Here is an 11,428-nt window from a genome sequence, read left to right as displayed (position 1 = left end):
GCAATAACTATAATCAGATTGTAAAGGCTGTCAATTCGCACTTTTCCAACGTCGCTATCCCGCATCAGATCGCTATGTTGGAGCAGCGAACAAGAGAATTAAAGGCTCTGAGTATCGAGATTCTGAGCTTTGCGAAACATACTGTGGAGTGGTTGCAAATACGACCTGCTGGGACAGATCACCGAGGACGGTCCCATGTCACAGGAGGAGTTCGAAGCCATGCGCCGAAATCTTTCACGCAAGCGAAAGCCACGGCGAAAACGGACTATATCACGCTAAATGAACAGGCCGGAACATTTATTCCGGCCTGTTGCTAATGTGAAGTGTGCGTCATCAACGGAGGAGCTACAAAAGAGCAATGTCCTCCGGGAGAATATTAAAAACCCACGAGAAGTTTAATTGATCGCTATGACTATATTTTTTCGTATATAGCCGCCAATAAGATTCATTGAAGAATTGTCTGCCCTCTGCGTTCCGGTCTATATATTTCCATATTTTCAGTAATTGACCATCTTTGGAACAGATGCTTATACACCATTCTTGTTCCGGCTTACCGTTCCACGCATCGTAAAATGTGTCAAAAGTGGGTTCTCCTAAATATTGAAACGGACTGAAGCTATGAACTAATACCGAATCTCCGGGATCGACAACAGCATCAGTATCAATGAACGGTGACGTAGTAATAATTAAAATCTGATCGGTATTGTTTTTTGCATACCATGAAGTTGCATGCGTAGCCACCCATTTCTTCGGGTCGCATGATATGCTAATTAGTGTAATCGCAAATATGAAAGCAATCTTTTTCATGGCATTTGTAAGTTACTTAATGTCTGTGGGGTAAATATCGAAAACCCATGTAAAGTTTAATTCGTCGCTATGGCTATATTTTTTCATATATAACCGCCAGTAAGATTCATTGAAGAATTGCCGCTCCTCTGCGTCTCGGTCTGCATAATTCCAACTCTTTAATAAGCTCCCTTCATTCGAAAGAATATCAGTATGCTGATCTTGGACCGCTGTTTTTTTCCAAATGTCATATAAGCCGTTGAAAGACGGAATACCCCAATGTTGCGGAGGACAAAATGAATGAAAACAGACGGAATCACCCGAAATAATTGTTAATATCGACATTAAATGTCCGGGAACAGTTGTTATACTTATTGGCTCATTAGTTGCGTTTTTCACATACCAGTAGGTATAATGAGTCTTTAAATGCTCAGGTGGATCACATGAGACACCACCCAGAATGATTATACATAGGACGAATATTTTTTTCAAAATAGATTGATTTTAATTTATTACAAACTCATGGCATTTGTGAACTACTCAATATCTGCGGGGAGAATGTCAAAAACCCATGCAACCTCACAAGTAGATACATGTTGGAGTTGTGGTTTTTGATAAAATCTCCATGAAGTTTCTTGGAATATTCTTACTGACGGATCATTTTTATCCGAAATTTTCCAAGTTTTAAGTAATTGCCCATTTTCTGACAGGACATCCAGATTTTGTTCCACCCCATTCCCGTTCACGTTCCATAATTCATAAAATAGATCAAAAGAGGGAAATCCCAATTTTTGCATAGGTAATCTATGAAAAACAGATATAGAATCTCCCGGATTCAATAGCCGTTCCGTCCTGAAATCACGCTTCTTAATTACAATTGGTTTCCAAGTCATATTTTTTACGTACCAATGTGCACTATTGGTCGGCTCGGTAGTATGAAATATTCTGCATGATACGAACAAAGTAAGGCTGATAACAGCAAAAATTATTTTTTTCATAGACCATAGTTTTCGTGTAAAGATACAAAGGTTCAGGGAACAATGTCCCTGAACCTGTTAAATATATTAATTACCGCAAGTTATTTCAAGCTGCGCGCCTTGATTAATTGTAAACGGAGAGTTTATAGTAACAGACTTGTTGGCCCGAAAGGTCAGTTTCGCACTATTCGTTACAGTAACATTCCGCGTAAGAATATTATTCCCTGAAAAAACGAAAGACGAAGAAACCGTTTTGTCGGTATAAAAGGCATCATGCGTCAAATCTCCGGTATCAGGTTTGGGGACATTCGGGGTAATCCCGTTGTCCGTAAATGCCTTTTCGATCTCATCAGCCTTTTCGGGATATTTTTCGTACATTTTTGCGACTAATCTGTCATAGGTATCGACCCCAACGACCAAACAATCATATATCTGCTTCTTAGTTAATACTTTATCCCTTTGCAGGTCCCAAAACACATGAGGTTTAAGCCAAGTATGCACATCCGGATAATCATCCAAAAGACCTGACGGATTGTATTTTTCATAGGCCCGGATATGTCCCATTGAGTAACCCCACATTTCACCAATTCCACAAAGTTCTGCATTCTTACCCGTCCCGTTTCCATAAGAACCGTATGTCATAATATAGCTGATATACTTCGCCCAATGCGCACTTCCTACTTGACTGAAATGACTGGCGTGGGACAACTCGTGATTTACAACGTCATAAACCTTCCGGTAAGAGTGTCCACCTGTTCCTATCGTAATATCAGGTAGAACCTTTTTTAGCATTTGATTCAGCACCGTTGCAAGAGTACCGTAACCGATATTGATAAAAAAGTTTTTCCACGATGAATTACCGTTATACCCAATAGGATGTACAATTCGGCGCAACATAGGTGTCGAGGATGTCGTCCAGCGTTTGAAAACCCAAATTTTAAGATTACGGGGCGGTTTGGCAATTCCTGTTTCTTCGCACATTTTATAGTAATCGTAGGTTGCATTATTAACAGCCGCCCAATCCCAAGCAAAACTTCCAGCATTTATATCGCGTGAGTGTCCTCGGTTACTATGCCAACCCATATTAAGATTGGCCCGTGCAATCGGCCCCCAATTACCCCAGATGTCAAAACCTTTCCTGTTGTCAAAAACAATCGCGTAATGCGGTCCGAATCTGAATTTGCTGTCCATTGTATAATGGCCGCTTTCGTCCGTAAATGTCGTAGACCATTTAATAAATCTATGGCATCTGATTTTAACTCCTTTTACCGGAACAAAAGTACCTGCATAATCATCGTAAACTCTGATAGTTCCCTCCGGTCTGCGTTTTCCGCGAGTTTCCGGTTCCTGTTCTTCAAGGGGGTAGCCAAGACTTAAAAAAGCAGCTTCCTCCACATTTATAATACCCCCGCGAGTGGGTGAGATTGTTTCATCTTCTGCCGGAATATAGCATTCTTCAATCACCTCATAAGGTATTTCTTTGGGAAATGCGAAGTCTGGCTTTACGGTTGTATACAACCAAGTAAAACTACCCTCCGGAATAGTCGGGTCTTGATAAACCGCATCTTCCGGAAGTTCGATATTGAGCGGATAGTCGAACAGTTCGAGGTCATAATCGTTTTTCAGGGCAATAAGTTGTAAACTGTCCTGCGGTAAGAATCTGACGTACAAATCCGTCGGTTCAATAGTTTTAGAAACATTATACGAATCGTAAACTCCCTGTATGACATCAACCGTGTACGGATTCGGTAAAAGTTCATATTCTACCATATCACTTCCATCCGAACGGGTTTTTGCGAGTGCCGGCGCGTTGGAATTATCATCGGTCATAATGTCTGTTTCGTCTTTGGTACAAGAGGACAGCATCACTGCCAATAATAATATCACCGAATATATTTTCTTCATAAAACAGTTTTATGTAATTCCGTCAAAATTCAATGATTTCCTATTTCCCGGCGGCTTTTAATTGACTTTCCAATGCAGCGACGCGCGCGGTTAACTCCTGAATGGCGCCCGTCAGAATCGGGATAAGGGCGGAATAATTGACAAGACGGTCACCCTCTTCTGTCATGGCGACTGCTCCGGGAATGATAGCTTCTAATTCCTGCGCCAAAAAACCGTATTCCTCCACACCGCTTTGCACTGGACGAATATTGAATCTTTCGTATTCGCTTTCATCCCTCCAATGATATTTCACGGGATTCAATTTCAGCACCATATTCGTTGACGGGTTAGATTGTGCAGTAGCTATGTTAATGGAAAAAGCAGACCGGGAAACGGGTGTCGTTTTCAATGAGCGAATATTGGTTTTCAGTTTTTCATCCGAAGTCTGATACATCGTGCGGCAATAAAGGTCGATATACAAGGACCTGTCGCTATCCAAAAACACAAGTTTATTGGTTGTAGTAGACATACGGGGATCGGCTGCATGAATGTGCATTTTGATACCGTTTTGGTCCGTGGACCCCCAATAGTGCGCCCATCCCGCCCAGCTCGTCGTATAGGTTTTATACATACCTCGTCCTACGGTGAGTTTGCCGTCCTTGTAGGTCATTTGGGCCAAGCAGTTAATCGTAACTGAAAGAACAAACAGAATGGTGAAGATCGTTTTTTTTCATAAGACAAAATTTTAAGGGTTAAAAGTTATTTTGAGGTTTGGAAATTGGCGTTTTGAATATTGTGGACACGATCATTTTCCGAACGTGCGGGTATATGAAACCGACGGCATGATAGGTATTAGCACCGTTGCTTTATAGCTGCCCCGGTAAGGGTAAATGCTCACGGGGTTCTTGTGCCATGTGGCGTTGATGATCGAGAACTGCCAGTTGCGCACGCCGTTGCGCTTGCAGCGCTCCATGTTGTAGCTGACATCGGCGCGGAAATAGTTGTGCATCCGCATCGTGGGATAGGCCGTGATGCCGATGATCGGATTACCGTCCGTATCCGGATAGCTTTCGTTCGTCAGGCGATACGGAAGCCCGGAGCGCCATGCAACATTGAGTGAAAAGGTATGTTTTCGGCCCGGCCGCTTCACCACGTCGTAGCTAACGAACGCATTGAAATCGTGCGGCACGTCATATTCAAACGGGTAGGTTACGCCGTCCGAGCGGCGGCGGGAATCGGTATAGGTATAGGAAGCCGTCAGGCTCAGGCGTTCGGTCTGGTACTGGAGCATTGCTTCAATGCCGAACGCTCGTCCCGTGCCGTAAATGAAGCCGCCGTTGCTCAGCAGGAAATCGTCGCTGTCGTAGATCAGCGGCAGGTTGCGCATTCGTTTATAATAGCCCTCTACCGAAAGGGTCAGGTTTTCGTGCAGCTTCGCACGGCCACCGAGCGATACCTGCCATGCGTGTTGTAACCTGCCGTCCCGAAACGGGGTCCAGAAGTCAATCGGCATCGAGTAGTAATAGCGGTTGAATTGAACAAGCGCCTGAGAATTTATCGTCCCCGAAAGCCAGACCGCATTGTCGCGGCCAAAATCATAGGATAGTTGCGCACGCGGCTCTACTGCATATTTTGTCTGCTCCGAATTGTCATAGACCGCGCCCCGCACACCCACGTCGGCCCGCCAGCCTCCCCATTGAAAGCGGTTGTTCAGGAACAGCGCCCCCGAAACAAGCTGCTCGGAAGAATAGCCGCGGTTCTTGTGCTGTCCGTTGATGATGCTTTTCGTGTGCATCGGTTCGAACCGCTGGTGCGAAAACGCAGCTCCGTACTCCAGCATCCAGATATGCGAAAGCCGTTGGTCGAACGTCATGCGTGCTCCGAACTCGTGGGTTTTGAAAGTCGTTTTGCCCCAATTACTGAAACCGTCGTCTTTAAATTTTGTTTCCTGACGGTTTTGCAGGTAGGTATAGTAGGCCACCACCGAGGAGCGCAGATTATCATTCCAACGCGATTCCAGCCGCAGGGATGCCGTAGTATTGCCCCAGCCGAACCCGTTTTCTGCGTGATCTTCCTTGTTCTTCATGTGGTCGTCGCCGGAATAGATTCCGAGCGAAAGCGTATGATTCCGGTGAATGTCGTAAGTCAGTTTTCCCGTCACGTCGTAGAAGCCGTAGCGGACAGCGTTATCGGCGATTGCAAGCACCGCTTCGGGAAAGAAGTAACGTGCTGAAATGAGGTAGGAACCCTTATCGCGTTTGATAGGCCCGTCGAGGGTCCCGGCCAACGACAAGGTTCCCACCGTGAGCGACTGGCGGTGATTCCGTCGGTCGCCCTCGCGTGTGCGAATCTGCGTCAAGGCCGAAAGTCGGGAGCCGTAGGCGGGCGATATGTAACCTTTTGACATCTCGGCCGATTGCACCGTCTCGCCGCTGAATATCGAGAGGATGCCGTAGGCATGCGCCTGATTGTAAATCGGTACGTCGTCGTAAAGAATTAATGTCTGGTCGTTGCTGCCGCCGCGCACGAGCAAGCCCGACATGCCGTCCTTTCCGGCCGAGACGCCCGGAAGCAGTTGCAGGAATTTGAATATGTCTTTTTCGCCCGCGAACAGCGGGGCGTATTTAAGCTGCTCGATGTCCACGGCGATATTGCCCGTCTGCTTGTAGACCATCAACGGCCTGCGGGCGGTGACGACTACCGAATCTATCGTTTCGGTGCGTGAAATGCTGTCGGCGGGAGTTTGCGCCGTAAGTAAGGCGGGAATGCAAAGCGCCAGACAGCCTGCGAGCAGTTTCCTCATAATTCGGGCGTCGTGTAATAGTTATATCCGGCGAAGATGCCGATACCGTTGTCGATGTTCGAGTAGACCGTGATCTGCTCGATAAAGGGATTTTCCTGCGCACTTTCTCCCGTATTCAGCTCATGTTTATACCGGGAGCGCATATAGCGGTCGTAGGTATCGGACGCCGCAATAATCTGAAATGTGTGCCTGTTTTCAACGGCTCCGAAAACCGAGAAACGGAGCGGGAATGCTGCGCCGAGATTTTCGCGGGCGACACGCAGAAAATATTCGAAATCTATGGTACTTCCTTTTTCGTCGGATTCGTAGGCGTCGTTCGCGCCGTTCACCTGATCGACAAATACGGAAGTCGTATAGAACGCATATATATCTTTTTCTCCGTTATTGTCCCGTTCCGTACCCCGGAGCCAGATAGCTTTGGCATCCACGCCAGCAGTAAGGTCAGTCATGTCGAAATGCCGATACCATCCCTTTTGGTGCGCGAACGATATGCGGGCTGCGGGCGCTTCGGGAATCGTCGTTCGGGCAGACAACTCGCCATAACCGGGGACCGACACAACAAGACGGTAAGAGCGCCCGGCAGCAGCCCGGAACGTTGTTTGGGTCGTACCCTCCGGATCGGCCGGGCAGCGCACAACCTCGGTATTATCTTCATACAGGCGGATTTCGGCTTCCCCAACGGGAGTGAACCCGCTTTGAGCCGAGTAGCTGCGGCTCCAATGCAGGCGTACTGCAAAGGGTTCCTGCGGCGAGATCAACGCATTGACAACCACGCGGGGCTTAAAATCCTTTTCGCCGAACGAATAATCGACCTCGCAGGCCCAGCAGATAAAAACTACAAAGAATACCGAAATGCAGCGCAGCATGGTTTATTTAACCTTAATTATCAACTTATCTCCCTTACGGCTTTCCGGACTGCATTCGTCATAATAGCCGTAATCAAGACGTAGCACGATTTTTTTACCGGACGTGCCGCCGCTGATATTTACTCGTAAAGGAAGTTGCAGGGCATCCTTATTCTTGAAATTGAAAGCCTGCTCGCTGAGGATGAAATCACCTCCGGGATTTGCCGTGGAAAGATTCTCCTCGACAACGACCTTTACCGTCTGTTTGGGATGAGCTTTGGCTGCAAAAGCATTGCGTGTAACCAATAAATCCACCTGCGCACCGGGTCCGACAGTTATTTTCGTAACAGGTTCAACCCAGCCCTCCTGCGATGGATCGTTATGCAGGAAATAAAACATGTCCTCGAAGCTCCAAACATGTTTTTCATCGTTGCAAGAAATGAATCCGATGGTAAACGCAAGCAGGAAAAGAAGTTTTTTCATAACAAAAGGGGTTAAAATAGTAAAGGAAACAGAGACTTTCTATCTCTGTTTCCTTGATGAAGTATAGTTAAATACACTCAGACACAGGCAACTGAATTAATTGCATGCAGCAGTTGATGTCTGTCAAAGCACCGCAATTACCCATCTCACGGCTTCGTGCCCTATGTACAATGCAGTTGAATCCGCTCGGCATAGGTACTTCCGTAGGGGTCATGTTGAATTGACCGTTTCCGAAACCGATGGTCGCATACAGGTTCTTTGTGGATTCCGTTTTCGAATAATTATTTCTGTATGTTTCGAAAGAAATTCGTTTCCCGGCGATGGTTAAATCCCAATGCAGATTCTCAATATAAAAGCGGTCATTGTAGGTATTCCATCCTATCAGGGTCTTCTTCTTTTGTCCCGAAACATGCACCTGAATAGCAAAGGAGGTGTTATAGTATTTCTGTCCATTTACCTCTTGTACAACAGAGTGACGCAATACGTTGGTGCGAGAGAAAACTTTGTACTTTTTTGTTTCACGACGGCGATCCGTATACTTCTGCGAAATCTCTCCTCTGGTCTGGGTTTCATCGAATACAGGCGCAACATAACCTATTTCTTCAACTTCAACAGCCCTTGTTTTTGCATCGGTCCTCTCGATAGTTACGGATTCCGCGTTCACGGTATGTTTGACATCACCGACATAAAAAACACCATTAATGTCTGCAATGCTGGCATAACCGACAGAAGTGATAACAGGCATCAGGCGGTCATTATCCATTTTAAGATAGCCTGCGCAGGTTTCAAGAACCGCTTGGTACTCCTCCGGAGTTTCACAGGCGATAATATCATCCAACATACTATCCGTGAACGAACGCCACGAGGTGAAATTATGCGCTTTCTCGAAAGCGTGCAGAGATTCTTCCGAAGTAAGCGATTCCAAAGTGTTCAGGCAAACTTCACCTGATGAAAAATGCAGTGTGCCGTCAATGCAGACAATATCACCACCTCCGACGCCCATTTCCTGCGGTTCCGGTGCTGTCTGTTCAGGGGTCGTTTCTTTCGTGCAGGCAAAAGCGACAGCCGCAAGACCTGCCAGTAAAACGATAGAAATATGTTTCATAATCATAATTTTAAAGGTAAATCTAAGAAATTATTCGGTAAACTCGATCTGTCCGGTGTAAATCGTACCGTTTTCATATTCGACGGTAATCAGGTAAACCCCGCAGTCGAGGTCCGACACGTCGAGCGTCGCAGTTTGGTCGGTGAAATTCACCATTTCCGTAAGATAGGTTCCATTGCCGGAGATCGTAACGAATGCCCGGTCGCAATTCTCCGGAGAGTGGAGCGTAATGGTGTTGCCATCCGGAGAAAGCACCGCATTAATCGGCGGCATGACGCTGCGCGGACCTTTAACCGTCATTTTCTTTTCCAGATAAACGGACGTGATTTTCGGCCGTTTCCGATTTGCATACGCTTCAAAGCAAATTCCGGCTCCGATGCAGCACAGCACAAGTAATAAAAGTAATTTTTTCATGTGATAAGATATGTGGGTTAGACAATAGCAAAGTTAGGCTTTCGGCTTCTTCCGACGGCAAAATCAGCGCCGATAAAATCTATCACACGAAGTCAATAAATGATTGATATACAGAAAAATAAAAACCGCGAGAATTGCAAAAATCTCGCAGTTTTTATAATGTATGCGATAATTGCCTGAAAAACAAAATATTACATGTTAATTTTTTTGGGGTTTTTCAACGGGGGGGGGGGTAATTTATTTGACAATCAGTATGTTACTACATTTTCTGAATAAAAAAGTCCTTTTCGGCCGAATCCGATGCCGCAATTCGGGCTTTCAATCTCGATTTGCGGTTGTAGACATTCGATACCGAATCGCCGATTATAACGCTGATGATTTGCGCCGAGAATCCGGCGTAGATGTAACATAGCAAATCTATATCCGCAGGTTTGAATTTCGGGAACTGCTTCCGCAGTTTCACGATGATATTGTCATTTACCGTGTTTACGATCTCCTCCAATTCTTTTTTGGTCGCGGGATTGGATGCAAGGTTCGTAAAGAAGTTCCTCACCTGTTTGTAAATGACCTCCTGCTGCGCTTTTGTATTGTTTCGTTCATAGAACGCCCGGCCGAGTTGGTCGAGGAACTCGAAGCGGGACAACACCAATTCTTTAAGTTGCACCTCCTGTCCCTCCTTGACGGCAAGATGTTCGAGGATGCGGTTTTTCGATGCCCGGATGCTGTCAACAGCCAGCATGTAGCGTTCAACCTGCTGCTGTTTTCGTTTCATGCGTTCCCGATAGTAGTAGATCAGGAAAATTGCGACGGTGCAGATCAGCAGTGCGACAATATATTCAAAGTAAGTTCGTACTTTCAGGCGGTAACTCGCAAAAGCAGTTTGCTCTTTATAATATTTTCCCTCGGCGGCGGTTGCTGATTGAGATACCACCATGCGGGATATGGAATCGCTCAACCAGATATATTCGTTGATCGAATTGGCTGCTTCCTCTGAATTTCCGGATGCCAATTCAATTTGAATAGATAGATATGCCAGTTGTGCATCGTCCCGAATATCCTCCGCCAACTCCGAAGCGATATTGAAATAATATCGTGCGCTGTCTATCTTGTGTTGCAGATAATATACTTTGGCTAATACTCTATATTGATAAATTGAAAGACCATCTGGAGCGGTCCGCTCAATTTCCTTTACGGCTTTCAAGGCTTTGGGATAATCGCCCTCATTTACATAAATATCCCCCAAATTGCTTAAACAAGCAATAACCATATCGTTATCTTCCTGCTGTACGGCTGCTTGCAGAGCTTGTGAATAGTATTTCACGGCATTGTCGTTATCGCCCAAACTGGAATAGGCATTAGCGATATTAAGTGTCGCATTATTCATAAACGCAGGCTTGCGTAGTTTTTCCCAAGCGCCATAAGCATTCCGATAATATTCCAGCGCTCCGTTAAAATTCATCTGCTCGGAATAGACCTCTCCGATGCGGGAGTATACCAAACCCAGATAATAATTCTTATGCGCCGCGAGAGCGTATTTTTCCGCAGTCAGATAATAGCGCATGGCTTCCTGATAATCGTCGCCGTTTTGATAGATTCGCCCATAGTGATAGTTAATCAGAAACTTCACCGAATCCGAACAAATCCGGTTGTCGTAATACCGGTATGCAATGCGTATCAGCGAATCATCATCGGCATCCACATAATTTTTATCGAGTGCCGCGGAATACAAAAGAGCGTATTTTGCCCGCGTGCTGCGCCGCAGAATCCGGTCGGGGTCAATGTTCTCGATGATGCGCAACGAGCTGTCCGGTTCGATGCGTAACAATCTTGTCGCAGTAGACAATTCTTGCTCGACTTGCTTATTGTTGCCACAGCTGAATAGGAGAAAACCCGTTAAAAAAGATAATAAGTATTTCATAATTGTCAAATCTAATCATAAAAATACATATATTTTTTGACATCTATTTCTGAAAGAAAATTATATCGAAAAATTCTTAAATTTGATAATATATTGACTTGCCATTTTATCATCGATATATTTTATTCATCTTAAATCATTAGTGTCCCGTTAAAATTGGGACGAAGTTAATATTAATCAAATAGTCCCTCCAAGAGGGGATAATCGAGTTCT

11 protein-coding genes and 1 pseudogene are annotated in these 11,428 nt (G+C 45.4%); 1 reads left to right on the top strand and 11 read right to left on the bottom strand.

The annotated features are described in order from the left end of the window. Positions 1 to 317 (top strand): annotated as a pseudogene (locus ACESTR_RS15245) (hypothetical protein); the annotation flags it as partial. Between the two features lie 28 nt (positions 318 to 345). Here the strand turns inward: ACESTR_RS15245 and ACESTR_RS15240 are convergent. From ACESTR_RS15240 to ACESTR_RS15190, 11 genes are all read right to left on the bottom strand, one after another. Then, positions 346 to 807 carry a hypothetical protein gene (locus ACESTR_RS15240; RefSeq protein WP_042493819.1) on the bottom strand — a complete coding sequence of 154 codons (462 nt, stop codon included), beginning with the start codon at positions 805 to 807 and terminating at the stop codon, positions 346 to 348. A gap of 12 nt (positions 808 to 819) precedes the next feature. Beyond that, positions 820 to 1,278: a hypothetical protein gene (locus ACESTR_RS15235; protein WP_081488119.1), complete on the bottom strand. Its 459-nt coding sequence runs from the start codon at positions 1,276 to 1,278 to the stop codon at positions 820 to 822. A gap of 44 nt (positions 1,279 to 1,322) precedes the next feature. Further along, on the bottom strand, positions 1,323 to 1,784 hold the full coding sequence (locus ACESTR_RS15230) for a hypothetical protein (protein WP_009598106.1): 462 nt from the start codon (positions 1,782 to 1,784) through the stop codon (positions 1,323 to 1,325). A gap of 66 nt (positions 1,785 to 1,850) precedes the next feature. Beyond that, entirely contained in the window at positions 1,851 to 3,668 is a 1,818-nt protein-coding gene (locus tag ACESTR_RS15225) for a hypothetical protein (RefSeq protein ID WP_039940371.1), read from the bottom strand. 40 nt (positions 3,669 to 3,708) lie between these two features. Next, entirely contained in the window at positions 3,709 to 4,317 is a 609-nt protein-coding gene (locus tag ACESTR_RS15220; protein ID WP_009598107.1) for a tail fiber domain-containing protein, read from the bottom strand. 135 nt (positions 4,318 to 4,452) lie between these two features. Beyond that, on the bottom strand, positions 4,453 to 6,450 hold the full coding sequence (locus ACESTR_RS15215) for a TonB-dependent receptor plug domain-containing protein (protein ID WP_373179399.1): 1,998 nt from the start codon (positions 6,448 to 6,450) through the stop codon (positions 4,453 to 4,455). Further along, positions 6,447 to 7,316, bottom strand: a complete 870-nt coding sequence (locus ACESTR_RS15210) for a DUF4249 domain-containing protein (RefSeq protein ID WP_178846863.1) — start codon at positions 7,314 to 7,316, stop codon at positions 6,447 to 6,449. Before ACESTR_RS15210 ends, ACESTR_RS15215 begins: the two co-directional genes overlap by 4 nt. Positions 7,317 to 7,319: 3 nt before the next feature. Further along, complete coding sequence (locus tag ACESTR_RS15205; protein ID WP_178846866.1) at positions 7,320 to 7,778, bottom strand: hypothetical protein; 459 nt, start codon at positions 7,776 to 7,778, stop codon at positions 7,320 to 7,322. Between the two features lie 67 nt (positions 7,779 to 7,845). Beyond that, the gene (locus ACESTR_RS15200) at positions 7,846 to 8,883 is read right to left on the bottom strand and encodes a hypothetical protein (RefSeq protein WP_244076646.1); all 1,038 of its coding nucleotides are present in this window, start codon (positions 8,881 to 8,883) and stop codon (positions 7,846 to 7,848) included. 30 nt (positions 8,884 to 8,913) lie between these two features. After that, positions 8,914 to 9,183: a DUF3244 domain-containing protein gene (locus ACESTR_RS15195; protein ID WP_254886434.1), complete on the bottom strand. Its 270-nt coding sequence runs from the start codon at positions 9,181 to 9,183 to the stop codon at positions 8,914 to 8,916. A gap of 373 nt (positions 9,184 to 9,556) precedes the next feature. Further along, positions 9,557 to 11,215, bottom strand: coding sequence for a tetratricopeptide repeat protein (locus tag ACESTR_RS15190; RefSeq protein ID WP_373179398.1), 1,659 nt, complete (start codon positions 11,213 to 11,215; stop codon positions 9,557 to 9,559). Positions 11,216 to 11,428: the final 213 nt, after the last annotated feature.

It is taken from the genome of Alistipes sp. DJF_B185 (genome assembly GCF_964250025.1).
Classification (GTDB): Bacteria; Bacteroidota; Bacteroidia; order Bacteroidales; family Rikenellaceae; genus Alistipes; species Alistipes finegoldii.
This window is presented reverse-complemented; position numbering and strand designations above follow the sequence as displayed.

Coding starts and splice junctions, on each gene's coding strand:
- ACESTR_RS15240 (WP_042493819.1), bottom strand. CDS start 807: ATGAAAAAGATTGCTTTCATATTTGCGATTACACTAATTAGCATATCA.
- ACESTR_RS15230 (WP_009598106.1), bottom strand. CDS start 1,784: ATGAAAAAAATAATTTTTGCTGTTATCAGCCTTACTTTGTTCGTATCA.
- ACESTR_RS15225 (WP_039940371.1), bottom strand. CDS start 3,668: ATGAAGAAAATATATTCGGTGATATTATTATTGGCAGTGATGCTGTCC.
- ACESTR_RS15220 (WP_009598107.1), bottom strand. CDS start 4,317: ATGACCTACAAGGACGGCAAACTCACCGTAGGACGAGGTATGTATAAA.
- ACESTR_RS15215 (WP_373179399.1), bottom strand. CDS start 6,450: ATGAGGAAACTGCTCGCAGGCTGTCTGGCGCTTTGCATTCCCGCCTTA.
- ACESTR_RS15210 (WP_178846863.1), bottom strand. CDS start 7,316: ATGCTGCGCTGCATTTCGGTATTCTTTGTAGTTTTTATCTGCTGGGCC.
- ACESTR_RS15205 (WP_178846866.1), bottom strand. CDS start 7,778: ATGAAAAAACTTCTTTTCCTGCTTGCGTTTACCATCGGATTCATTTCT.
- ACESTR_RS15200 (WP_244076646.1), bottom strand. CDS start 8,883: ATGAAACATATTTCTATCGTTTTACTGGCAGGTCTTGCGGCTGTCGCT.
- ACESTR_RS15195 (WP_254886434.1), bottom strand. CDS start 9,183: ATGACGGTTAAAGGTCCGCGCAGCGTCATGCCGCCGATTAATGCGGTG.
- ACESTR_RS15190 (WP_373179398.1), bottom strand. CDS start 11,215: ATGAAATACTTATTATCTTTTTTAACGGGTTTTCTCCTATTCAGCTGT.